The sequence below is a fragment of the Balneola sp. genome (assembly GCA_002694685.1).
Taxonomy (GTDB): Bacteria; Bacteroidota; Rhodothermia; order Balneolales; family Balneolaceae; genus Gracilimonas.
In genome coordinates, this window is the sequence record NZMW01000004.1 from 775,337 (window position 1) to 798,794 (window position 23,458).

At 41.1% G+C, this 23,458-nt stretch carries 24 protein-coding genes; 14 read left to right on the plus strand and 10 right to left on the minus strand.

What is annotated here, in order from left to right:
• The first annotated feature begins 137 nt into the window (after positions 1-137).
• The 9 genes from CL667_08845 to CL667_08885 all read left to right on the plus strand — a co-directional run bounded on the left by CL667_08845 (position 138) and on the right by CL667_08885 (position 9,824).
• Positions 138-1,103 carry an NAD-binding protein gene (locus CL667_08845; GenBank protein ID MAL17808.1) on the plus strand — a complete coding sequence of 322 codons (966 nt, stop codon included), beginning with the start codon at positions 138-140 and terminating at the stop codon, positions 1,101-1,103.
• A 169-nt stretch (positions 1,104-1,272) separates the two neighbouring features.
• Positions 1,273-1,890: a TetR family transcriptional regulator gene (locus CL667_08850; GenBank protein MAL17809.1), complete on the plus strand. Its 618-nt coding sequence runs from the start codon at positions 1,273-1,275 to the stop codon at positions 1,888-1,890.
• Positions 1,887-3,155 carry a hypothetical protein gene (locus CL667_08855; protein ID MAL17810.1) on the plus strand — a complete coding sequence of 423 codons (1,269 nt, stop codon included), beginning with the start codon at positions 1,887-1,889 and terminating at the stop codon, positions 3,153-3,155. Before CL667_08850 ends, CL667_08855 begins: the two co-directional genes overlap by 4 nt.
• Before the next feature lie 26 nt (positions 3,156-3,181).
• Positions 3,182-4,078 (plus strand): HlyD family secretion protein, encoded by an 897-nt coding sequence (locus CL667_08860; GenBank protein ID MAL17811.1) that lies wholly within the window; start codon positions 3,182-3,184, stop codon positions 4,076-4,078.
• Between the two features lie 156 nt (positions 4,079-4,234).
• Positions 4,235-5,167 carry an ATPase gene (locus CL667_08865; GenBank protein MAL17812.1) on the plus strand — a complete coding sequence of 311 codons (933 nt, stop codon included), beginning with the start codon at positions 4,235-4,237 and terminating at the stop codon, positions 5,165-5,167.
• Positions 5,160-5,903, plus strand: coding sequence for an ABC transporter (locus tag CL667_08870; GenBank protein MAL17813.1), 744 nt, complete (start codon positions 5,160-5,162; stop codon positions 5,901-5,903). The genes CL667_08865 and CL667_08870 overlap by 8 nt, the downstream gene beginning before the upstream one ends.
• Positions 5,900-7,009: a multidrug ABC transporter permease gene (locus CL667_08875; GenBank protein MAL17814.1), complete on the plus strand. Its 1,110-nt coding sequence runs from the start codon at positions 5,900-5,902 to the stop codon at positions 7,007-7,009. Before CL667_08870 ends, CL667_08875 begins: the two co-directional genes overlap by 4 nt.
• A complete protein-coding gene (locus CL667_08880) occupies positions 7,006-8,136 on the plus strand; it encodes an ABC transporter permease (protein ID MAL17815.1) in 1,131 nt (376 codons plus the stop codon). The genes CL667_08875 and CL667_08880 overlap by 4 nt, the downstream gene beginning before the upstream one ends.
• Before the next feature lie 404 nt (positions 8,137-8,540).
• A complete protein-coding gene (locus CL667_08885; GenBank protein MAL17816.1) occupies positions 8,541-9,824 on the plus strand; it encodes a DEAD/DEAH box helicase in 1,284 nt (427 codons plus the stop codon).
• A gap of 14 nt (positions 9,825-9,838) precedes the next feature.
• Here CL667_08885 and CL667_08890 read toward each other — a convergent pair whose 3' ends face one another.
• Positions 9,839-10,534 carry a glycosyl transferase gene (locus tag CL667_08890; protein ID MAL17817.1) on the minus strand — a complete coding sequence of 232 codons (696 nt, stop codon included), beginning with the start codon at positions 10,532-10,534 and terminating at the stop codon, positions 9,839-9,841.
• Positions 10,535-10,630: 96 nt separating this feature from the next.
• Between CL667_08890 and CL667_08895 the strand changes: the two genes are divergently transcribed.
• Positions 10,631-11,449 carry a hypothetical protein gene (locus CL667_08895; GenBank protein MAL17818.1) on the plus strand — a complete coding sequence of 273 codons (819 nt, stop codon included), beginning with the start codon at positions 10,631-10,633 and terminating at the stop codon, positions 11,447-11,449.
• 5 nt (positions 11,450-11,454) lie between these two features.
• Here CL667_08895 and CL667_08900 read toward each other — a convergent pair whose 3' ends face one another.
• The 4 genes from CL667_08900 to CL667_08915 form a co-directional block, all read right to left on the minus strand.
• Entirely contained in the window at positions 11,455-12,531 is a 1,077-nt protein-coding gene (locus CL667_08900) for a hypothetical protein (GenBank protein MAL17819.1), read from the minus strand.
• A 12-nt stretch (positions 12,532-12,543) separates the two neighbouring features.
• Positions 12,544-13,752, minus strand: a complete 1,209-nt coding sequence (locus CL667_08905; GenBank protein MAL17820.1) for a histidine kinase — start codon at positions 13,750-13,752, stop codon at positions 12,544-12,546.
• Between the two features lie 16 nt (positions 13,753-13,768).
• Complete coding sequence (locus tag CL667_08910) at positions 13,769-14,665, minus strand: hypothetical protein (GenBank protein ID MAL17821.1); 897 nt, start codon at positions 14,663-14,665, stop codon at positions 13,769-13,771.
• Positions 14,666-14,748: 83 nt separating this feature from the next.
• Entirely contained in the window at positions 14,749-15,435 is a 687-nt protein-coding gene (locus CL667_08915; protein MAL17822.1) for a hypothetical protein, read from the minus strand.
• Between the two features lie 397 nt (positions 15,436-15,832).
• Between CL667_08915 and CL667_08920 the strand changes: the two genes are divergently transcribed.
• Both CL667_08920 and CL667_08925 read left to right on the plus strand, forming a co-directional pair.
• Positions 15,833-16,357, plus strand: coding sequence for a hypothetical protein (locus CL667_08920; protein MAL17823.1), 525 nt, complete (start codon positions 15,833-15,835; stop codon positions 16,355-16,357).
• Between the two features lie 314 nt (positions 16,358-16,671).
• Positions 16,672-18,477, plus strand: a complete 1,806-nt coding sequence (locus CL667_08925) for a DEAD/DEAH box helicase (GenBank protein MAL17824.1) — start codon at positions 16,672-16,674, stop codon at positions 18,475-18,477.
• Positions 18,478-18,719: 242 nt separating this feature from the next.
• On the opposite strand, the gene CL667_08930 is transcribed toward CL667_08925, so the two are convergent.
• From CL667_08930 to CL667_08945, 4 genes are all read right to left on the minus strand, one after another.
• On the minus strand, positions 18,720-19,202 hold the full coding sequence (locus tag CL667_08930) for a phosphoribosyl-AMP cyclohydrolase (GenBank protein ID MAL17825.1): 483 nt from the start codon (positions 19,200-19,202) through the stop codon (positions 18,720-18,722).
• A gap of 228 nt (positions 19,203-19,430) precedes the next feature.
• A complete protein-coding gene (locus tag CL667_08935) occupies positions 19,431-19,709 on the minus strand; it encodes a membrane protein insertion efficiency factor YidD (GenBank protein MAL17826.1) in 279 nt (92 codons plus the stop codon).
• A complete protein-coding gene (locus CL667_08940; protein ID MAL17827.1) occupies positions 19,709-21,172 on the minus strand; it encodes a cysteine--tRNA ligase in 1,464 nt (487 codons plus the stop codon). The genes CL667_08935 and CL667_08940 overlap by 1 nt, the downstream gene beginning before the upstream one ends.
• Before the next feature lie 8 nt (positions 21,173-21,180).
• Entirely contained in the window at positions 21,181-21,864 is a 684-nt protein-coding gene (locus CL667_08945; protein ID MAL17828.1) for a GTP cyclohydrolase I FolE, read from the minus strand.
• Between the two features lie 230 nt (positions 21,865-22,094).
• Between CL667_08945 and CL667_08950 the strand changes: the two genes are divergently transcribed.
• A complete protein-coding gene (locus CL667_08950; GenBank protein ID MAL17829.1) occupies positions 22,095-22,403 on the plus strand; it encodes a stress responsive protein in 309 nt (102 codons plus the stop codon).
• 124 nt (positions 22,404-22,527) lie between these two features.
• Positions 22,528-22,803 carry a DNA mismatch repair protein MutS gene (locus CL667_08955; GenBank protein MAL17830.1) on the plus strand — a complete coding sequence of 92 codons (276 nt, stop codon included), beginning with the start codon at positions 22,528-22,530 and terminating at the stop codon, positions 22,801-22,803.
• Here the strand turns inward: CL667_08955 and CL667_08960 are convergent.
• Positions 22,800-23,375, minus strand: a complete 576-nt coding sequence (locus tag CL667_08960; GenBank protein MAL17831.1) for an N-acetyltransferase — start codon at positions 23,373-23,375, stop codon at positions 22,800-22,802. The genes CL667_08955 and CL667_08960 overlap by 4 nt on opposite strands.
• Between the last annotated feature and the right edge of the window lie 83 nt (positions 23,376-23,458).

Genomic DNA, 23,458 nt, shown 5'->3' on the forward strand with positions numbered 1-23,458 from the left:
TTGCGGTGCCATACTTTTGGCCTCCGACCTGTTTTATTCGTTGAAATTAAACTATCCTTTTAATGTGAATATTTTGTGAAGTTAAATAGAAAAGTTTTTACTGTAAGTACAACTCGGAATAACAAAGAATTAGGCAGATGAAAAAGGTGAATTGGGGCGTATTGAGCACAGCTAATATTGGGATTAAACATGTGATTCCTGCTATGCAGAAAGGGACATTTTCGAGCGTAGAAGGGATAGCTTCAAGAAGTGAGGTTAAGGCTAAAGAGGCAGCTGATAAGCTTGGTATCTCTAAGTATTATGGCTCTTATGAAGAATTATTAGCGGATGAAGAAATCGATGCTATTTATAATCCCTTACCTAATCATCTGCATGTGCCATTGACTTTGAAAGCTTTGGAGGCAGGCAAACATGTTCTTTGTGAGAAGCCGATTGCTATGGATGCTAAAGAAGCACAGGAATTACTTCAGGCCACTAAGAAGTACCCTGATCTTAAAGTAATGGAAGCCTTTATGTACCGGTTTCATCCGCAATGGGAACTGGTCAAAACATGGATTAAAAACGGGGAAATAGGAAAGATTCAAACCATTCATTCCATATTTACTTATTACAATGATGATCCGGACAATATTAGGAATAAAGCTGATGTCGGCGGTGGAGGCTTGATGGATATTGGCTGCTATAATATTTCTGCGTCCCGATATTTGTTTGAAGAAGAGCCCGTCGATGTAATGGGCGAAGTTAAACTGGATCCGGATTTTGGGGTAGATGTTTTGACTTCAGGAATCTTAAAATTCCCCAGCGGAACAGCAACATTTACTTGTTCAACGCAGGCAAGTCCTGAGCAACAGCTTACCGTATTTGGAACAGAAGGATTAATCAGAATGGAAATTCCTTTCAATCCACTTGAAGACAACTCCGAGGTAACGCTTAAAAAGAATGGAGAAATCATTAAGCAGGAAGACACTCAGGCCAACCAATATACGCTGCAAGGGGACGCTTTCTCCAAAGCTATTCTAAATGACACCCCGGTACCGACTCCTATAGAGGATGCAGTTGCAAATATGAAAGTAATTGACGCGCTTCTTTCAGGCTCCTCTTAAATTTTGTTACTCAGAAACCGGAATAACTAATCTGATATAATCTACTCTATCCCATTGTTTTGTATGAGATAGGTATGTCATAGAATTTGCCAACTATAAAGTTTAACCAAATGGTTGAATCAAATGGTTAGCTTTTATAATTTGTTCTCAGAATCAAACAGATCAAATTATGACAGACAAACAGAAGGCAACGGAAGATCAAATTTTCGAAGCGGCAGCAAGAGTATTTCAACGGGATGGCTATGCGGGTGCAAGGATGCAGGAAATAGCAGATGAGGCCAACATCAACAAGTCGATGCTGCATTACTACTTTCGAAGTAAGGATCAGCTTTTCCGGGAAGTATTTCAGAAAGAAATGATGCGGTTTTTTCCGAGCATTTTTAAGGTTCTGGGATCTGATGATAAACTGGATCAGAAGTTGCCAAAGCTTATCGATGCTTATTATGAGTTCCTACAGGATAATCCTACCCTAGTGCAATTTGTGATTCAGGAGATGAATAACCATCCAAAGGAGTTACGGAATTTCATGAGTGAAAATGATATCCATCCACCGGCTAGTTTTGGAGTTCAGATTAAGAAAGAGATAGAAGAGGGAAATATGGATCCCATTGATCCTCGTCAACTGCTCATCAGTATAGTGGGGCTGATTCTGTTTCCATTTATTGCCCAAGTGATGGTCACAACAGTTTTTGATTTGGAAGAAGAGGACTATCTGGGATTTCTAAAGAATCGAAAAGAGTTTCTCACCGACTTCATTTTAAACGCCATAAACTATAAAAGGTCATGAATGCGCTAATCACAGCTTTACTTCTATTTTCGGTCAATTATCAGGCAGCTCCTGCAGACTCTATAACGCTGAAGTATTGTTACCAACAAGCTGAGGCTAACTATCCAATGGCCGAGAATGTTGAACTGCAGCAACAGATTTCAGATCTGAATGTCCGGATTGTTAACACGAGGAACTACCCACAGATTTCTATAAACGGCCGTGCAAGCTATCAGTCAGAAGTAACGGAATTTGGATTACCGGGTGGCGGAGGGCCTTCCGCGATCAGTATAGATCAATATGAGGCCGCGCTACAGGTAAATCAGAATATATTTAACGGCGGGGCTGTAGGAATTCAGAAAGAGTTAGAACGAGTGAAGGGAGAGCAGGAAATACAGTCAACCAAGATTGAACTGCATCAAATTCGAGCGCAAATAGATCAGGTTTATTTTGGGATTTTACTTTCAAACCAACAACAAGAGGCTGTAAGGTTATTTACCAAGGATATAACGGAGCGTATTGATGATGTTCGCTCGAAAGTTGAAAACGGAGTTTTACTCAAGAGTCAGCAGTTAATTTTAGAAGCTGAGCTTCTGAAAGCCCAACAAGATTCCATTGAAATAGCGTCAAATGTAAAAGCGGGATATGCAGTTCTTGGTCAACTTATTGGGGAGACAATAGGAGAGGATAGAGAGCTATTGCTTCCAAATCCGTCGTATGAAATGGGAACTGCTCAACCTGCCCGCCCTGAACTTGCTTTGTTTGAAAGCAGCAGAAATGCGATTGAGGAGCAAAAGAAATTAGCTCAAACAAAGAAATTACCCAGCGTTTCTGCTTTTGGGACGGCCGGTTATGGGAGGCCCGGATTCAATTTTCTGAATGATGATTTTCATGACTACTACATGATTGGATTGCGGGTGAATTGGAACTTCATAGACTTCCTGAATTCCAACGAGCAGGATGAATTGCTAACCATCAGGCAAAGGACTATCACCCAAAATGAGGCATCCTTTAACCTTCAGCTGGAAGCAGCTCTAAATAAGATTAGTGAGCGTATTTCCGCCATAGAACAGAAGATTATCCGGGATGAAGAAATCATTGAGATCAGAGAAAAGATTGTAGCAGAAAGTGTTTTACAGCTTGAGAACGGGGTGATTACGGCCCGGGAATATGTAGCTGAACTTACTAATGCGAACAGAGCCCGGCTTTCACTTTTCACCAATCGAATAAAACTGATACAAGCTCAGGCTGACTATAGAACAGCAATGGGATTAGAAATTCAGTAAAGGACATCAACAATAGAACCAAGATTATGAATACACGAACCTATTATTTCAAACTTCCACTGCTTCTGGGGCTACTGATTTTCATGATTGGCTGTGGGAGTGAACAAAAATCGGATGCTTACGGTCAATTTGAAGCAGAAGAAGTCACTATTTCAGCAGAAGCATCCGGTACCCTAAATAGCTTCATGGTGAAAGAGGGCATGAAATTGAATGCTGGAGAAAAAGTAGGGCAGATTGATTCTACTCAAACTCATCTTAGAAAGCAAGAACTCCAAGCCACCGTAAAATCGATCCAAACAAATATATCAAAGCTGGATGCGCAGGCTGAAGTTTATCAGGAACAGCTTCAAACAGCAAAGAAGGATCTTCAGCGATTCACCAATCTCAAGCAAAGTAATGCAGCTACACAGCAGCAAATTGATCAGGCTCAGGGGCAAGTGAATGTGCTTCAAAAGCAAATTTCATCAGTAAACGTGCAGAAGCAATCGGTGTATGCCGAACTGGAAACAATGGAAACACGCATTGCTCAAATTCAGGATCAACTGGAAAAAACTAAGGTTATCAATCCATTAGCCGGAACGGTGCTTTCGAGTTATGCTGAGCCGAACGAGTTGGTATCAACCGGCAAACCACTGTACGAACTAGCTAATTTAGAAGAGATGATTTTGCGGGTTTATATATCGGGAGCCCAACTCCCAACGGTTAGTTTAGGGCAAGAAGTAGAGGTGCTTATAGATAAGAACGCTGAAGAGAATGAATCGCTGAAAGGTCAGGTTCGGTGGATTGCTTCTGAGGCTGAGTTCACGCCGCGCATGATTCAAACCAAAGAAGAGCGGGTTACCCAGGTGTACGCGGTTGAGATAGCGGTTGCCAACCCTGATGGGAAATTGAAAATTGGCATGCCCGGCGAAGTAAACTTTTAATGCAAACATCTCCTGAATGATCTGCCCGGATACACACAACAATAAGTCCTTTTCTCACTGGCTGAGGCATAATATCAAGGAATGGGATGAAAGTATTGATAGTAAAATCCAAAGAATCATAAACGAGATTGAAGAGGTATATCAGAACGAAATAAATTGAATAATGTAGTTTCCATATCGTCAGTCTACAAGGGTTTTGGGAAAGTGGAAGCACTCAAAGAAATCTCCTTTGAAGTTCAAAAAGGAGAGCTTTTTGGAGTGATTGGTCCCGATGGTGCCGGAAAGACCACCTTGTTCAGAATCCTAAACACCTTGCTGATTCCGGACGCTGGGAAAGCTACGGTATTAGGACTGGATGTTGTTGATGACTACAAAAAAATCAGGCCACAGCTTGGGTATATGCCCGGGAAGTTTTCGCTTTATCAGGACTTAACGGTAGAAGAGAATATGAATTTCTTCGCCTCTGTTTTTGGAACGACTATTGAAGCGAATTACGAATTGGTAAAGCCAATTTACGGTCAGCTGGAAAAGTTTAAAAACAGGCTGGCAGGAGACCTATCCGGAGGAATGAAGCAGAAGCTGGCGCTGAGTTGTGCGCTTATTCATAAACCGGAATTGTTGCTGTTAGATGAACCAACCACCGGAGTTGATGCTGTTTCCCGCAAGGAATTCTGGGAAATGCTAAAGATGCTTAAATCGGAAGGGATTACCATTATCGTTTCTACTCCTTACATGGATGAAGCAGATTTATGTGATCGGGTGGCGTTAATTCAGGAAGGAGAAATCATGCAAATTGATACTCCCTATGCAATTGTCGAGTCTTTCAGAAAACCCCTTTTGGGAGTGAAAGCAAGCAACAAGTACAAGCTCCTGAAAGCACTGCAACGATATGATAAGGCCTATTCAGTACATCCTTTTGGGGAATACATTCACTATACAGAAAAGGGAGATTCTGTTGATACCGCTGCTTTGAAAGCTTATTTAACTGATCAGGGTATACAGGATATCGATATCGAAAAGATCAAACCTGATATCGAAGATAGCTTCATGGAGTTAATGCATAGTCAGGGGGAAGCTAATCATGCCTGAGCTAGCCATACAAACCGAAAATTTAACCCGAACCTTTGGTGACTTCACTGCTGTAGATAACATCACCTTTGAAGTAAAACAGGGCGAGATATTTGGTTTTTTAGGAGCCAACGGAGCTGGTAAGACTACAGCAATGCGGATGCTCACCGGACTACTCACACCAAGTTCGGGAAAGGCTTTAGTATCAGGTAAGGATGTGTACACCGAAGCCGAGTCTATCAAAAAGAATATTGGTTATATGAGCCAAAAATTTTCGCTCTACGATGACCTCACTTCCGAAGAAAATATTCAGTTTTATGGAGGGATTTACGGCATTCCAGACAAAGAACTTGCCAAGAAGATTGATGAAGTGATTGAATCTGTTGGTTTGGGTGATGTCCGTAAAAAACTAGTTCGCTCTTTACCCCTTGGATGGAAGCAAAAACTCGCCTTTTCTATTTCCATTCTGCATAACCCAAAAATCGTTTTTTTAGATGAACCGACAGGCGGAGTGGATCCGGTCACCCGACGACAGTTTTGGGAGAAAATCTATGAGGTTTCAGATCAGGGAATTACGGTATTTGTGACCACGCACTACATGGACGAAGCTGAATATTGTGACCGTATTTCAATCATGGTTGATGGAAGAATGGACGCAATTGGTACCCCGAAAGAGTTGAAAGAAAACATGAATGCTGAATCAATTGAAGATGTATTCATTCAGCTAGCCAGATCAGCAGAAAGGGGGGTTGGATGAATTCATTTTCGGGCTTTGTAACAAAAGAGTTCAAACAGATTTATCGTGACAAACGGACTTTGGCCGTACTTTTTGGGATGCCAATCATCATGCTGGTACTGTTTGGATTCGCCATTCGAAATGAAGTAACCAATGCTCAAATAGGAATTTTGGATTTATCGAAAGATGAAGTCACCCGAACCCTTACCCAAAAACTCGAAGCTTCTTCCTCATTTCAAATACAAGCTTACCTGGAAAGTTATGAAGAGGTGGAAGGGTTGTTCAAACAAGGTAATATCAAAGAGATCGTAGTTTTTGAGGCTGATTTCAAAGAGAAGTTGATCGGAAATAACAAGGCCGATATTCAAATCATCACCGATGCGACTGATCCAAATCTGGCAAATCTGGTTCAGTCATATACATCGAATATTATCAGGGATTATGTGCAGGAATTGAATGAGACCAGTGGTGTTCAGCAGGCTGGTTTAAACCCGAAGGTAAGGATGATGTATAATCCAGAACTTCGGAGCGTAAACCTTTTTGTGCCCGGGCTTATTGCTGTGATTCTGATGCTGATTTCAGCCCTCATGACTTCCATCTCCATTACCCGTGAGAAAGAGCTGGGGAATATGGAAATTCTGCTCGTTTCTCCGCTTAAACCTTACCATATCATTATAGGAAAAGTGTTGCCCTATTTGGTGCTTTCGGTGGTTAATGTGGTCACGATTCTGGTTCTTGCGAGTTTTGTATTCCAGGTGCCTTTCCAGGGCTCTTATTTTCTTTTTTTCATGGAAGCCATTCTCTTCATTTTAACCGCACTGGCTTTAGGTGTATTTATTTCCTCGGCTGCGAACAACCAGCAAACGGCAATGATGGTATCCCTGGCTGGACTTTTACTGCCAACGGTTCTGCTTTCAGGATTTATTTTTCCGGTAGACAGCATGCCGGTTCCGCTTCAAATAGTTTCCCATGCTATCCCGGCTAAATGGTTCCTGATCATCGTCCGAAGCATTATGCTTAAAGGCTCTGAGTTTATGTTGATCTGGAAAGAGACAGCCATTTTAGTTGGTATCACACTCTTCTTTATTGCACTGAGTCTTAAAAAATTTAAGGTGAGGCTGCAATGAGAACGATTAAGTTTTTACTTCGAAAAGAGTTTCTGCAGATTTTCAGGAATCGGGCCATGCTGCCTATTCTTTTTGTGATGCCTATCATCCAGCTACTGGTGCTTTCATTCGCTGCAACATACGAGTTGAAAGAAGTAGATTTTGCCCTCATCGACATGGATCAATCCAGCCTCTCCAGAGAGCTGACGGCTAAATTTCAGGCTACGGGATATTTTAATTTAGAGTTAGAGACTTTTGACGAAAGTGAGGCGCAGGAGTCCATGAATGCCGGAGATATCAAGATGATACTTCGCATTCCGCCAGATTTTGAGAATCAGTTGTCTTCAGGAAAACAGGCCGATCTTCAGCTTATTATTGATGCAGTTGATGGCAGTACAGCGGGGCTTATCCAATCTTACAGTTCATCCATTTTAAATGACCTGAATGCTTCAAAACTGGCTGAACTTAGAATTGAATCACCGAGTCAACAGACTCAACAGGCTAAGGCGATCAACATAATTCCTCAAAATTGGTACAATCCTGATCTTGATTATATCACTTATATGGTGCCCGGAATTTTGGTAGTGCTGGTTTCAATGATCGGAATATTTTTGTCTGGGATGAACATTGTACGTGAGTATGAAATAGGTACCATCGAGCAGCTGAACGTTACGCCTATTCAGAAGTATCAATTTATGATCGGAAAATTGCTTCCTTTTTGGGTAATTGGGATGTTTGATTTACTCATTGGGTTGGCATTAGCTCGCTTTGGTTTCCAGATTCCTTTTCTTGGAAGTTTAACAACCATTTTAGTGGTGGCGGGTATTTATTTGGTTGTGCTGCAATCACTTGGGCTGCTTATTTCAACCCTAACCCATACTCAGCAGCAAGCTATGTTCATCGCCTGGTTTATTATGGTGATTTTCATACTGATGGGAGGACTATTCACCCCCATCGAAAGTATGCCTCAATGGGCACAAAACCTCACACTTGCTAATCCGATAGCCTACTTCATCAAGATCATGCGCATGGTGCTGCTGAAAGGCGCAGGCTGGAAAGAGATACAGTTTATGGTTTATGCTTTGGCAGCAATGGGAAGTGGACTATTATGGATTTCAATAAATCGTTACAAGAAAACGACGGCCTAGCCGAACATTGAATATTCAACACAGAATGTTGAAGTGTTTTGAGGTAACAATCATTGCTCAGCGGTAACTATTTCAAGCCCTATACTCCGACCTCTCTAAATCTCTCCTTCTCAAGGAGAAACTTTTACGAGCCTATTCGCAGTATTTATGTGGAGTTAAAGTATAGAAATCTTATCAAAGCGTCCTTCTCCTTGTTGAAGGAAGCTAGTGCTGAACTCGATTCAGTAAAGACAGAAGAGGTCGAAAGCTTTATGGAGCTTTCTAAAGAATAATTTTTAATCAGTCAACCAAGGACAAATTATTTATCGAACCCACCTTAGAATACTTCAGTAATTAAATGCCTATCTTCAAGTTCACTTTTCTTAGCCCGGCTCAGATCCGGGCTTTTTCATTTAATACCCTATATGTCTTTTAAATCACTGAACCTCAGTACCCCCATCCTAAAATCTTTGGAAGAAGAAGGATACACTCACCCTACACCCATTCAATCACAAGCTATTCCCATCGCACTTAAAGGCACTGATGTGCTTGGTTGTGCGCAAACCGGAACGGGGAAAACAGCCGCATTTGCCATTCCGATATTACAGTTACTAAGCAAGAGTAAATCCCGTGGTCAGAACCGAAAAATTCGAAGCTTAATTGTTACGCCAACAAGAGAACTTGCCATCCAAATTGATGAGAGTTTCAAAAGCTACGGACGATATACAAATTTAGAAACCACAGTAGTTTTTGGCGGTGTTAGCCAAAAAGGACAGGTAAAGAAGCTGAATAGAGGCGTAGATATTCTTACCGCTACACCGGGCCGACTGCTTGACCTTATGAATCAGGGATTTATATCTCTTTCGGATATCGAAATATTTGTATTGGATGAAGCTGACCGTATGCTGGACATGGGTTTCATTCACGACATTAAGAAATTACTGAAAGTAATTCCTAACAAGCGCCAGACCTTGTTCTTCTCGGCAACCATGCCCAATGAGATTGTAAAGCTTTCGAAGTCGATGCTTAACAATCCGACTCGAGTTGAAGTGACTCCGGAATCTTCTACGGTAGAAATTATTGAGCAAGGCATCTACTATGTAGACAAAGGAAATAAGAAGAATTTATTGGTAGATGTGTTAAAAGAAGCAGGCTCAAAATCAGCGCTGGTTTTTACACGCACAAAGCACCGGGCTAATAAAGTAGTAAAATTGCTGAATAGCCAAAATATTCAAGCTGAAGCTATTCATGGCAACAAATCCCAGAAGGCAAGGCAACGGGCACTCGGTAATTTTAAGGATCAGGCAACCCGGGTATTGGTTGCTACCGATATTGCTGCTCGTGGAATTGATGTGGATGAATTACAGTATGTCATTAACTACGAAATTCCCAATGTTCCGGAAACCTACGTACACCGAATAGGCCGAACAGGCCGAGCAGGAGCAGAAGGAACAGCGCTATCTTTCTGTGATGCTGAGGAAAAAGCTTATGTAAAGGATATTGAGAAACTAATTGATCAGAACATCCCGGTGATAGATGATCATAAATATCCAATGACAGACCATAATCCGGCTCCAGCTGAAAAACAAAAACGTCGTCCGTCCAGAAAACACAAAAGTGAAAAAAGGAAGACAAGTAATGGCGGCAATCCTAGAAACAATAACAAGAAGAGAAGAAGGAAAAGCTCAAATAACAGTAACAGCAGATAGGATGAGACACTGAACTAATCAAACTTTGGGTGAACAATCAGATTCTTGTAAGCGTGAACCATGGTTTGTTGGGAAGCTCCGGCAAAGTACATCATAAAAACAATCAGGTTTGCGATGTTGACCTGAAAATATCCGTTTACATCATACTTCCTCGCAGAAACGGTTGCATTTTTTGGGATGATTTTAAAAGGGCTGCATGACTGAATTTTCTCAATCAGATCGTAGTCTTCCATAATCATATAATCCTCCCGAAAGCCTCCCAACTCATCAAACAAAGAACGGGTAATAAAGAGTGTTTGATCACCGCCCCTGCACATTAACCGATCATACCGGGTGCAGTGGGCGTTAATGTTTAGCAGGGGATGGTCGATATCAAATTGATATCGGTAGCAGCCTGATTTGTAGCCTTCGGAAATAGCACCATCAATATCAGCGGGAAACGAAGAAGGCGGAATGGTATCGGCATGTACAAAATAGAGAATATCACCTTGGGCTTGCTGAGCTCCATAATTCATTTGAGCAGCCCGTCCTTTTCTTGGTGACTCCAAGCATGTAAACCCATTTTCTTTAACTAAGTTTACGGTTTGGTCAGAACTGCCACCATCAACAACAAACAACTGATCTGTGGTTGTTAACGAATTTTTTAAATGGATCAATAAATCCAAAATGGTCTTTTCTTCGTTGTATGTAGGGACAATGATGCTTAGCATTCAAATACTTAGTAAGACTGTAAGGGTTCAGTAGGTCTATACGATATGTAAAGGAACTTAGATGTACTTGCGAATATTCAAAAAAAGAAAAGCAAAATGAAGAATTTTATTTTTGGACTGACAATCTTAATGGCAGCTGTGATATCAATTTATGATGTCAAGGCCCAAGGAGAAGCAATGATGGATTCAGTGAATATAGAAGAACAGACAATCCCTGAATTATCAGTTCAGTTGATTGAGAACCTGCAGGCGGGTGAATCAACAGAAGAAATAGAGTCGATATTGGCTAACATTTCAGAGTCCGAACTAAAGGAAGCACTCGATACAGAAGGAAAACGAAAAGCTTTTTGGCTGAATGTGTACAATGCGTATGTGCAGATAATACTGATAGAAAATCCGGATTTATTCAAAGACCGTGATTCAATTTTTGGATACAATTTCTTTTCATCACCCCAAGTTACCATCGCCGGGAAAGAACTGAGTTTTGATGATATCGAACATGGCATTATTCGTCGCTCTAAGAATAAACTTTCCGGTGGGTATGCCAATAAAATTTTTGTAGGAGATTTTGAGAAGAAATTCCGCTGGGAAAAAGTAGATCCTCGTATCCATTTTGCACTGAATTGTGGAGCGGCCGCTTGTCCGTTTATCGCTGCATATTATCCTGAGCGTGTAAACGAGCAATTGGATATCAGCTCTAAGCAGTATCTGGAGAAAACAACGGATTACTATCCCGAAGAAAACCGCGTGGTCGTAAACAAATTGATGAGTTGGTTCCGGGCTGATTTTGGTGGAAAAGACGGTTCAGTAAAAATGCTAAAGGAATATGGGATTATTCCCCAGGATGCTGACCCATCTGTTGACTTTAAAGAATACGACTGGACTCTTGAATTAGGCAACTACAAAGAGATCTAGTCCAGTTAAAAAGCCTCACCAATAGTTAAGGCAAAACCACTGACTCCTTTTCCGAAGCCTGCATCCAGGCGAATATTGACTTTCCGTTCGGTATCGATCATGTATCGAAGTCCGGGTCCAACGGTCCATTTAAATTCGGAGAGGGTAAAGTCTGAAAGGGAAGGGGCTACATCACCTACAGAGGCAAAGGCTACGAAACCAAAGCGTTTGTAAATTGGAATACGGTATTCTGATTGAAGGGTAAGGTAGTTATTATCCCTATAGCGACCTTCGAGGTAACCGCGCATCTGTTTGGGCCCGCCAAGCAGTGCAAGCCGCTGAAAGGGAACCTCGCCGCCGGTAGTCTCAGCAAAGAAGTTGATGCCAAGCGTATGATCAAATTTATTGGTTTGAAAAGTGCTGGCGTCTATTGTTATTTGATGGAATTTAAAATCACTCCCCATCCATTTACGGTCCATTTGAGCTTTGAATTCAAGGAATTCTCCATCTTTGGTATAAAAGATATTGTCACGGGTATCATAGATGGAAGTTATGCCAAAACCTGAATTAATCCCTCCGGATACGCCATCAGGTTCATTGGAATCAAGTAATCCATTCTGTTTTATGCTTGTGATGTCATATCCGTCGTACCAGTAACTGAGTCCGGCATATATATCATCACTTACTTTCCGTAAAGCTGAAACTTGAACCCGCGGGAAATTTACCCGGTAGGTTTCTTCATTACTATCTGGTGTGTTATTACCAATGCCATAGTATTTGTAGGTATATCGGTAGTAACCAACTTCACCCTCAAACCGCCAGTCATTATCGTAAAGATAAAGTTCGTAGGGAAAGTAGATCAGAAGCTGATTCTCCAGAGTGTATGCAGCTCCGAAATTGATCTGGGAAGGTTTCAGTGAAGTTAGATTACTCTCGAAATCAAAGGTTAAAATTCCAAGGCCGCCAAAGGCAAAGCTGGTTTCCTCGGTATAAAAAGCGACAGGAAATCCCCGTAGAGATGTATTCTTAATTTGAGCCTGAACGCTATATATAGAAGATAATGCGATAGCGATTGAAAGGAAGAAAAGCTTCAAAGCTCGCATTAAAGATCCCTTCTATAGTTCCAGAGGAATTGAAATGGTGATATGTGTTCCTTTTCCTTTTTCAGATTCTATTTGAAGTGTCCCCTTCATCGTTTCAACCAGATGGCGGGCCAGTTTAAAACCAAACCCAAATCCACGCTCATGATCAGTTCCTTGCGTAGATTCTGCCTCATCGGCTAAAATATCATTAATCTGAGCCTCGGTCATGCCCACTCCACTGTCTTTTACAGAAGCAACTAATTCGATCTCGGGTCTCTTAATACTCAAATCCACCTCAACGGAGCCATTTTCGGGTGTGAATTTGATTGAGTTTGAAATCAGGTTTCCAAGAATCTGAAGTATTTTGTGTTTAGAAAAAGAGAGGTCCTGATGGTTACTCTCTAATTCCACTGTATAATTTATGGATTTATTTAACGCCTGAGGCTGATAAAGGTCTTTGAGCTTTTTCTGTAGAAGCTCGAGTGATAGTTGGTTTTGAGTAAGCTTCTTTGACTCGGATTCTCCCTTATAGTTACTTAATATTTCATCAGCAAGATCAAGTACCGAGCGCCCACCTTTATTGATAAGCTCAAGCAACTGCATGAACTCATCCATTTTACTATCCTCGGCTTGGTCCCGAAGAATTTCAGCAATACCAATAATTCCACCAATAGGGCCGCGTATATCATGGCTGACTTTACGCTGAATTTCTTTCAGTTCTTCAACATTATGCCGCATCAGTTTTAGCTTATGCTCATACTCAATACGAGTGATGACCTCATTGGCAATAATCTTCAGAAAGGCTTCTTTTTCAGGGGTAAGATCGTGTGCACCTTTATCCATCACACACAAAGCTCCAATACGATGTCCATCAGGAGTTTCTAAAGGAACGCCATAGTAATAACGAATATGAGGATCTTTAGTAACGTAGTCCTTGTCTTTGAAACGCTCATCACTCGTCATGTCTTCCACTTCCACAGAATCTTCTTCCAGGATTACGTACTGACATACTGTTTCTTCACGAGGAATTTGCTGGAGGTCTAATCCAACGTTTGATACCGTCCATTGCGTGGTAGTATCCAGCAGGTTAATTAAAGAAATAGGGGTTCCGGCAACATGAGCGGCAAGACGAGTTAGATCGTCTAGCTTACCATGTATTTCAGAGTAATCGATATCATATTCTGATAGTTTAAGAGCTCGCTCAAATTCGTTATTAGGGATCGGAGCTATTTGTTTGGACATGTAAAGGGGTAAAAAGTTATTCTTTGTTTAGGTTCCAAATATCTACGCGGTCTAAAGCAATATACGGAACAGCCACATGGTTCAGATTGGTATTAATTCCAATATCGGCAGGTCTTCCCGGAGTTTTAATTAGAATTTTGTTAACAACTCCGTCATAAAAACGAATGCTTGAGTCCTGCTGACTTGCAACCAGTAAATTTTGTGACAAGAACTCCAGTCCGTCAAAAAAGCCGCCATCTAATGTTCCATATTCGCTTAGTGTTTTATCACCATCGAATGATCGGAAAATCTGGTTACCACCCCAAGGGGCCAACACGAACTCATTATTATCCGGGTTTAAGGTAATACCATTTGGAGCTTCAGGGAGGGAGTCAAGGAATATTGTAGCTGTACCGTTCATCACCTGATAAACTCTTGGATTTCCAGTATCGGTGACAAAAAGAGTGCCATCACTATTAGCTGATACATCATTCAGAAAACCAATTTCAAAATCAGTAAAATCAACAAAATCAGTTTGCTCTCCGGTTGTTTTGTTGAAGCCATGAACTCCCAAAACATCAGCAGCCCAGAGTGTTTCATTTACAATAAACATCCCGCGGGGAGCATGAAGGGGATATTCAGTAGTGCCGGTCATAAATTCACGATCTAATATATTTCCCTCAGCGTCAGTCTTGGTTATAAATCCGTTTGAATCCTGAGTGTTGCCACCTCCGGTAAAGTTGGAAATGAAATAAACCTGCTGGTCAGGGTCATAACGAACGGCTTCAGGCCCGTCAAGACCGGTAACTGTGAATGCAATGTGGGAAGAATCCTGAACGGTCTCCCAATCTATGTTCGAGGATTGGTTTTGATCAGGAGCACATGAAGTAATGAATAGCGCTGCGAGTAAAAGGGATACAAACGATTTAAGCATATCTATAAAATTTAATAAGTGATTGTTATCATTATACCCCAAGCAGAAAAGGGAAGCACCAAGAATGATGCAGAATGTACGTTTTAGTTGTTGAATGTGGAAATATCCCGGATTTCGAAATAGTCTTCTTTATCCCAGTCAGTATTTATTACAATTCCGCCAATCAATAAGAGGGGGCTTTCGCCTAAGTTCTCTGCACTGGTTGACGTTATGTCGGTCAACTCTCGTTTAATCTGATTGTAAGCTATATCCGTTGTTGTTTTGATAGGGTCATCAGCTTCTTTGATTTCATTATAGTTTTCAATCAGTAGCTTATTTACCTGTCCTTGCTGGTAATCATTATGAGAAATCATCAGCACGCTGCCTTCCTTAACATTTTGAAGTCCTGCTATTAATGAACCACAACAGGTTGAGTTTCCACTTTGGCCTTCACGATTAATTTCTCCGGTTGTTCCGTTTTCCGAAATGCCAATGTGAGGTCCGTATAGAATGACTGCTCCGCCATTTTCAGGGATGTGACTGGCAAAAGCTCCAAAGCCGGTTTTTCCTGTAAAAGGAATTCCCGAAATACCGCCAAAACGAAAGGGTCCTGGTCCTGCAAATATCTTGCTTAAAGCGTTAAAAGAATTATTGACCTCATCGCTGCAAATGGAGGTCCCCCAAATACACTGTTCAGGGTCCATATTATTTTTGCCTAGTTCCTCAAGTATGGTTTTTTCAAGGGTTGAAAGAGATTGAGCTTTGGGATATTGCTTAGTTATATAATCCATGCCTTATTTTTTTAGATGATTTGAGTGAATATAACGAAATCTGTATTTCATGTTTCACTCTCAAAAAGTACCTAAATAGCCATTACAGGCCATTTATGGAACCGCTTCTCAAAACGCTTCCATAAGACCAATCATATTAATTTATTGTAAACAGCTGTTTAATTTACCCTTATGGTACCGCTTTTTAGGCTGCTCTGGCGGTTATAGGGGATTCTGTGGAAGATCATAGATTTCATCTATCGAGAGAAGCATGACTTCTGTTGAAAAGGGGGATAAATTATGGGTGTAGTAAAAATCAAAGGACATCAACACAGACGTAAACTTAAAAGAGAGACAAATTAACACTCCGAAAGACTTGATTTGGTTACTACTCACTCACTCAAATAACATAAGACTCATGAAGAAAGCTACTTACATATTATCTGCACTATTATTGACAACAATCTTTGCAACGAATGCTGTTGCCCAGGTAACTCACCTTAGAACTTTTGAATTAAAACCATTTAATGAAATTGTTTTCGACTCTGAAACGGAGATAATAATTATCAAAAGCACCAGAAATCAACTATCCATTTCCGGTGATTCAACTTTTATTGCTGAATTTGAAGTAGAAAACAGTGAGAATAAGCTCTCCTTTGAGCTGGATAAAGATCAAAGTGAAAAAGTAGTTCGCGTAATTGTTGAATACACAACACTTGACCGAGCAGTAACTTCAGGAAGTGGCCAGTACTACTTTGTGAAGCTCGACGAAGAAAATCTGAAGATCTATAATGAAGACGGGAAAATAAGCCTGCGGGGAAGAACCGATAGCATAAAAATCTATTCTGAAAAAGGGGAGAATGATTTCAGCAACCTTACCGTCAAAAACATGTTGGCCTATCTGGGAGAGGCTGCTACCATCCTTGAGCCAAAGAACCAATAATTTCCGAATAACAATACTAACCACAGTAATCGAGATAAAGATTGTTGTGGTTTTTTATTTTAAATAAGAAAGAGAATTGGCAGGATTAATGCGTATCTTTAAGGCTTACTGAATTTGTGAGTTCACGATAAGACTGGAACAATACATTTCCGAAAGGAAACTTTTCAGGTTTATAGAACCTTGCTGGCCTTTATGAATCAAGCAGTCGTGCTTGCCTCTTGTCATTAGCTCACCTCATAATTAATGATTCCGGGCAAGATCTACGCGCAGCACAAATTTCTTTGAACGGGATAACAACGTTTAAAAATATATATATGTCATCGTTCAAAGAACTGGGCTTGTCGCCCGAAATATGCCAAGCCGTTGAAGATCTTGGCTTCGAAACCCCAACTGAAGTACAAGAGAGAGCTATTCCTACTATTTTAGCATCTCAGCGCGACTTGATTGCGCTTGCTCAAACCGGGACCGGAAAAACGGGTGCATTTGGAATGCCCGTGCTTCAACAAGTGGATGCTAACTCAAGTAACGTGCAAGTATTAGTACTTTCACCAACTCGTGAATTAGCTATACAGATAGAAAAAGATTTGAAGGCTTTTGCCAAACATCAGAAGGGAATTAAAACGGTTGCGGTATATGGTGGAGCTAATATCTCTACTCAAATCCGTGCGCTAAATAAAGGTACTCAAGTTGTAATCGGAACACCCGGCCGTATGCTGGATTTGATCCGCCGCCGTAAACTTGACGTAACCAACGTTCGTTCTCTCATTTTGGATGAAGCGGATGAAATGCTGAATATGGGATTCCAGGACGACTTGGATGCTATTCTCCATGACACGCCGAAGGAAAAACAAACTCTGCTATTCTCGGCTACCATGCCTAAGCAGATTTCCAAAATGGCGCATAAGTACATGAACAATCCGGAAGAAATTCAGGTGAATGCCCGAAACTCCGGCGCGCTTAACGTAGAGCACCATTATTATATGGTGAATGCAAAAGATCGCTATGACGCATTAAAGCGTATTGCTGATGTGAATCCTGATGTATATGGAATTATTTTCTGCAGAACACGTCGTGAGACCTCAGAAGTAGCTTCAAAGCTATCAAAAGAAGGATATAATGCTGATCTGTTGAACGGAGACTTGTCTCAGTCACAGCGTGATGAAGTGATGAATCGCTTTCGAAGTAAAGAATTACAACTGCTTGTGGCCACTGATGTTGCTGCTCGCGGACTTGATGTTGATAACCTTACCCATGTAATTAACTACAACCTTCCGGATGATCTGGAAGTATATATTCACCGTAGTGGCCGAACCGGCCGTGCAGGAAATAGCGGTATAGCTGTTTCAATTATTCACACCCGGGAAATGGGCAGAATTCGTGCTTTAGAAAAAATGTCCGGTAAAGAATTCATCAAGCAGGATGTTCCAAAGGGAGCTGAAGTTTGTGGAGTTCGAATGATGGACATGGTAGAGAAACTTCGTGCTACTGAAGTAAATGAAAAGCAGATCGAGAAGTATTTGCCTGAAGTGTATGAGAAATTGGCTGATTTAGGATGGCAAGATCTTATTAAGCACTTTGTATCCATGGAATTCAACCAAATTCTTGAATACTACGAACAAGCCGGAGATATCAATGCTACTGCTGGCCGTTCTAAGAATAATAATAACCGTAAAAACAACTCTCGTAAGAGTAACGGCAGAAGCAATTCTGGTGGCGGTGTTAATAGTAACCGACTTGCAGAAGAGGGCTTTACACGCTATTTCTTAAACATCGGTAATCGTGATGGATTGAATCCGGCGAGATTGATGGGTGTTGTGAACGAACAAATGAATGGCAAAAAGCCTGACTTTGGTAAAATCGATATCCAGAATAACTTCTCATTCTTTGAAGTAGAAGAAGGGTTCGACTCTAAATTATTTGATGCTATGAACGGCACTCATTTTGAGGGACGTGAAATTGGTGTTGAGCTGGCAAAGCCGGATACGAGCGGTAACGGCTCAGGCGGTTCATCCAATTCTAATGGTTCAGGTAAAAGAGGTGGATCGAGCAGCAAAGGAGACGGTGGCTTTAAAAAGAAAGGCCGTAATAAGAGACAACGCAAAAATAGATCTTACTCATAAGCAGTAAGACTTTATTAAAAAGTTTAAGCACAAATCCAGTAATGGGTTTGTGCTTTTTTTATGTGAATGAATTTGGGATACGGATCAAAAAAATGCTCCGACGCAGAGCGTCAGAGCAAGGTTGGTTAGATAGCCTAAATCATCTTCTTTTAGGATTAAATGGCTGCACATAAAATCAGAGCAATGATGCAATCCTAAAAGAAGGTTTCCTCGCTCAGACGCTCTGCGTCGGAGCGGATAGGTTAGAGTTTCGTCGGATTTGGAGCATCACCATACACTTCCTTAGGATCAAAGACTTTTTCGTCTTCTTCGTAGTGTAATTCACCTTTTTTGATATCAAAATCTTCACCGGTAGGTACGCTTCGGTAAAAGCAAGAGCGATAACCTACGTGGCAACTAGCACCATTGCCTTGAACTTCCACACGTAACCAAACACAGTCCTGATCATCATCAATACGCATTTCTTTAATGATCTGAGTCAGCCCCGAAGTAGCTCCTTTGTGCCATAGCGTTTCACGGCTTCGGCTGTAATAGACAGCTTCACCTAGTTCAATGGTCTTTTTTAGAGCCTCTTCGTTCATGTATCCGTGCATCAGTAATTCGCCGGATTTAAAATCAGTGGTAACTACCGGAATCAATCCATTTTCCTGGAATTTAGGAGCCAGATCATTTCCTTCTTCAACTTGTTCTACCGTTTTTCGTTCTTTGAATTTGATTTCGTTCATTAATCTAAATTAGTTGGTCAATATTTTTTGCCACCAAAACTTTAAAGCACAAAAGAAATAATTGATTTCGCGTTCTTGAAATTTTGTAGCATGAAATTGGTTCCGACGCGGAGCGTACGGAACCAGATAGGTTCTCAGTTTCTAAGTTCAACTCGCTCAGACGCTCTGCGTCGAAGCGGATGTATACATACAAGGAAGATCTGACTGTAAGGTCCAATCATAAGAATTTTATTCTCGTTCGTCATTCATTGTTGAATGTTCCTTGTTCAATGTTTTCTTAGGAACGGGATCATATCCATCACCGCCCCAGGGATGACATCGCCCGATTCGTTTGATGCCCATCCAAAATCCTTTTAAAGGTCCCCACTCATCAACGGCTTCAATCATATAATGTGAACACGTTGGGGAGTATCGGCAGCTTCGACCCAGCCAGGGAGAAATTGCTGCTTGGTAAAATTTCACTAAACCAATAATTAATAGGCTGAATATGTTTTTCAGCAGATCCATTACTTGATTTCGAAGGTCGTGCCTTCTTTGCCATCCATCAGCTGAACGCCCAGCTCCTCCAGTTCGTCTCTGATTTTATCAGAAAGCTCGAAGTTTTTGTTAGCACGAGCGTCTTTTCTGATATCAATTAACAGCTCAACCAATCCTTCGGTTACTTTCTCATTTCCACCGGATTTTTCTTTTGGCCAGATTCCTAATACTTCCTCTACAACACTATGAAGAAAGACTTTAATAGTATCAAGGTTTGATGGAGCCTTTTTATCATTAATCAGCTTTCGGATTTCCTTCAGTCTTTCAAAAAGAACTGCTATTGCTTGGGCTGAATTGAAATCATCATTCATGGATGATTCAAAGGCATTCTTAAAGCTTTCAAGATCATACTCTTCGCCACTTCCCGGCTTTGATTTATCAATCGTTAAAATCATGGATTGAAGGTTTTTCAATCCTGTTTCAGCTCCTGAAAGAGCATCTTCAGAAAAATCAGTAGTACTGCGATAGTGGCTTTGCAGCAGGAAGAAGCGGATTACTTCTGCCGGCCACGCTCTGGTTAGCAGTTTGTGATCGCCGGAAATGAATTCATGAAGGCTAATAGCATTGCCCAACGATTTACCCATTTTCTGCCCTTCCAACGTCACCATGTTGTTATGGAGCCAGTACTTCACAAATTGTTTATCATGGGCACACTCGGATTGAGCAATTTCACATTCATGATGTGGAAACTGGTTATCAAGCCCGCCACCATGTATATCAAAACTTTCACCCAAATATTTGGTGCTCATGGCGGAACATTCCACATGCCAACCGGGATAACCCACGCTCCATGGCGAATCCCATTTCATTATATGTCCGTCGTCAGCCTTTTTCCATAAAGCAAAATCTTCAGGGCTGCGCTTATCAGAAGCAGTTTCAACACGAGTGCCGGCTTCTGCATCTTCCGTTTTACGGCCACTTAGCTTACCGTATTCTTCATCGGAAGAAACATCGAAGTAAACATTACCGTCGGCATTATATGCGTGGCCATTCTCGATCAATTTTTTGACCATGGCAATTTGCTCAGGAATATGTCCCGATGCACGAGGAGCAATATCTGGGCGGAGTACATTCAAAGCATCCATATCCCGGAAATAGGTGTAGGTATATTTTTCAGCAATTTCCATCGGCTGTACTTTCTCGATACGAGCCTGCTTGCTGAGTTTATCTTCACCTTCTTCGGCATCATCAACAAGATGCCCAACGTCGGTAATATTTTGAACATACCGAACTTTGTAGCCTAAATAGCGGAGATAGCGCAACACTACATCAAAAGAAACATAGCTTTTGGCGTGCCCTAAATGTGCATCACCATAAACGGTGGGACCACAAACATACATCCCCACATGTGGAGCATTTAACGGCTCGAACTGTTCTTTTTTGCGGGTGAGGGTATTATAAACGTGAAGTTCTTTATTGCCTTTATCAGCCACAGCGATTATTAGATGTCAGTGTTTGTTTTGATGTAATCAATGAATTTCTGCTGAGTAGCTTCTTCCTTAAAAGCACCACGATACTCAGATGTAATAGTTGTAGAAGTAATATCTTTAATTCCGCGGGTTGAAACGCAAAGGTGCTTGCTGTCAATAAAAACAGCAATGTCGTCAGTTTCTAACGCAGCGCTGAGTTCATCAGCAATTTGCAGGGTAAGTCTTTCCTGAACCTGAGGGCGTCGGGAGTAATAATCTACAATGCGATTAATTTTAGAGAGTCCGATAACTTTCTTTCCAGAAGAAATATATCCAACATGAGCTTTACCTATAAAAGGGAGGAAGTGATGCTCACAAAATGAAGTCACCTGAATATTCTTTTCTACAACCATGCCATTATAGTCATAGTCGTTATTGAACTGACGAGCTACCGGCTTGTTCTTAGGATTCAGGCCTTCAAAAATTTCTTTCACATACATCTTGGCTACACGGTAAGGTGTGCCTTTAAGGCTGTCATCATTTAAATCCAGACCCAGCGTATGCATGATTTCAGCAAAATGCTCCTGAATAATTTCAATCTTTTCGTCGTCAGTTTTCTCAAAAGCATCTTGGCGTAATGGAGTTTGTACTCCGGTGCTGAGATGATCTTCACCGATTTCCTCGGCAGTGATTTTGTCTAAATCCAATGTTTTCAATATTTCTGAATTATAAATCTTAGGTAACAGGAGCTATCCTGCACTTTTTCAAACAGAACCCCAAAGTTAAGGGTTCCTACTATTAATTGACAGCAGTAGAATAACGAACATTGAACAAGGACAATGAATTTCGAAGAGAAGTATTTTGGGAATTGGAGTGCTTACTATAGATATTTGACTTAACGACTAACGACTAACGACTAACGACTAACGACTAACAACGGATCAAAATGATCAAACATGTGGTAATGTGGAAACTGAAGGATGTAGCGGAAGGCAAAACAAAAGCTGAGAATGCTGAGGTGATGAAAGAATTGCTGGAAGACCTTCCTAATAAAATTGAAGAATTAAGCAGTGCTGAAGTAGGAATTAATATCTTAGAAGGGAATGAGGATGCCATTTGCGATGTGGTTTTGACAACGGAATGTGATTCTAAGGAAGATCTAAAAGCCTACGGAGTTCATCCAGATCATCAAAAAGTGGTTGAGTTCATCAAGAAAGTTGTGATGGAAAGAAGGGTTGTTGACTATATTAGTTAAATGACCAATGACCAATGACCAATGACCAATGACCAATGACCAATGACCAATGACCAATGACCAACGACTAACGAATAACGAATAACGAATAACGAGTAACGAGTAACGAAAACACGAATAACGAATGAATGAGCCCGATCCCATAGAAATCCCAATTAACGGAATACTGGATTTACACTTGTTCAACCCCAAAGAACTAGGTGAGTTAATTCCAGATTACATTGAAGCCTGTCTGGAGAAAGGCATTTTCTCCATCAGGATTATACATGGGAAGGGCAAAGGGGTGTTGAGAAGAACCGTACATAGCTTATTGGACAGAAACGAGCATGTTAAATCATACAGCTTGGCCAGCGACCGTAGTGGATGGGGAGCTACGATAGCAGAATTGAATAGAACTTAGCCTTCAACTTTTGTGACTTCTCCGAATTTTAGCTGGTAATCATCTTTAGACTCAGGACAGGTTGCCTTACCGTCTTGTCCAAAATCAAGGCGGTGGCCATATTCACTGACCCAGCCAATTTGCTTAGCGGGATTCCCTACCATTAAAGCATAAGGAAGCACAGGCTTGGTAATAACTGCTCCAGCGCCAATCAAACAATACTTACCTAATTCATTACCGCAAATGATGGTAGCATTTGCTCCAATTGAAGCACCTTGTCGGACCTGTGTTTCTACATATTCATCCCGCCGAACCACGGCACTTCGTGGGTTTACAATATTGGTGAATACCATGCTTGGCCCCAGAAATACATCATCCTCACAAATAACCCCGGTATATATGGACACATTATTCTGAACTTTGACGTTATTGCCTAGCTTAACTTTAGGCGAAACCACCACGTTCTGACCAAGATTACAGTTTTCACCTAGCTCAGATTCGGGCATGACGTGTGTGAAGTGCCAGATTTTAGTTCCTTTTCCGATTTTAGCTCCATCATCAATAACAGCGGTTTCGTGTGCGAAGTAATCCATATCCAATTATTTAGTTCGATGTATATTAGCAATAGTTTGGATGTAGTGAAAGGGAAGTAAGCTTTTGGTTGATTCTTTTTTTA

What these genes read in the sequence shown, in the direction of transcription:
- CL667_08845 (MAL17808.1), top strand. Translation starts at nt 138, where the DNA reads ATGAAAAAGGTGAATTGGGGCGTATTGAGCACAGCTAATATTGGGATT.
- CL667_08850 (MAL17809.1), top strand. Translation starts at nt 1,273, where the DNA reads ATGACAGACAAACAGAAGGCAACGGAAGATCAAATTTTCGAAGCGGCA.
- CL667_08855 (MAL17810.1), top strand. Translation starts at nt 1,887, where the DNA reads ATGAATGCGCTAATCACAGCTTTACTTCTATTTTCGGTCAATTATCAG.
- CL667_08860 (MAL17811.1), top strand. Translation starts at nt 3,182, where the DNA reads ATGAATACACGAACCTATTATTTCAAACTTCCACTGCTTCTGGGGCTA.
- CL667_08870 (MAL17813.1), top strand. Translation starts at nt 5,160, where the DNA reads ATGCCTGAGCTAGCCATACAAACCGAAAATTTAACCCGAACCTTTGGT.
- CL667_08875 (MAL17814.1), top strand. Translation starts at nt 5,900, where the DNA reads ATGAATTCATTTTCGGGCTTTGTAACAAAAGAGTTCAAACAGATTTAT.
- CL667_08880 (MAL17815.1), top strand. Translation starts at nt 7,006, where the DNA reads ATGAGAACGATTAAGTTTTTACTTCGAAAAGAGTTTCTGCAGATTTTC.
- CL667_08885 (MAL17816.1), top strand. Translation starts at nt 8,541, where the DNA reads ATGTCTTTTAAATCACTGAACCTCAGTACCCCCATCCTAAAATCTTTG.
- CL667_08890 (MAL17817.1), bottom strand. Translation starts at nt 10,534, where the DNA reads ATGCTAAGCATCATTGTCCCTACATACAACGAAGAAAAGACCATTTTG.
- CL667_08895 (MAL17818.1), top strand. Translation starts at nt 10,631, where the DNA reads ATGAAGAATTTTATTTTTGGACTGACAATCTTAATGGCAGCTGTGATA.
- CL667_08900 (MAL17819.1), bottom strand. Translation starts at nt 12,531, where the DNA reads ATGCGAGCTTTGAAGCTTTTCTTCCTTTCAATCGCTATCGCATTATCT.
- CL667_08905 (MAL17820.1), bottom strand. Translation starts at nt 13,752, where the DNA reads ATGTCCAAACAAATAGCTCCGATCCCTAATAACGAATTTGAGCGAGCT.
- CL667_08910 (MAL17821.1), bottom strand. Translation starts at nt 14,665, where the DNA reads ATGCTTAAATCGTTTGTATCCCTTTTACTCGCAGCGCTATTCATTACT.
- CL667_08915 (MAL17822.1), bottom strand. Translation starts at nt 15,435, where the DNA reads ATGGATTATATAACTAAGCAATATCCCAAAGCTCAATCTCTTTCAACC.
- CL667_08920 (MAL17823.1), top strand. Translation starts at nt 15,833, where the DNA reads ATGAAGAAAGCTACTTACATATTATCTGCACTATTATTGACAACAATC.
- CL667_08925 (MAL17824.1), top strand. Translation starts at nt 16,672, where the DNA reads ATGTCATCGTTCAAAGAACTGGGCTTGTCGCCCGAAATATGCCAAGCC.
- CL667_08930 (MAL17825.1), bottom strand. Translation starts at nt 19,202, where the DNA reads ATGAACGAAATCAAATTCAAAGAACGAAAAACGGTAGAACAAGTTGAA.
- CL667_08935 (MAL17826.1), bottom strand. Translation starts at nt 19,709, where the DNA reads ATGGATCTGCTGAAAAACATATTCAGCCTATTAATTATTGGTTTAGTG.
- CL667_08950 (MAL17829.1), top strand. Translation starts at nt 22,095, where the DNA reads ATGATCAAACATGTGGTAATGTGGAAACTGAAGGATGTAGCGGAAGGC.
- CL667_08955 (MAL17830.1), top strand. Translation starts at nt 22,528, where the DNA reads ATGAATGAGCCCGATCCCATAGAAATCCCAATTAACGGAATACTGGAT.
- CL667_08960 (MAL17831.1), bottom strand. Translation starts at nt 23,375, where the DNA reads ATGGATTACTTCGCACACGAAACCGCTGTTATTGATGATGGAGCTAAA.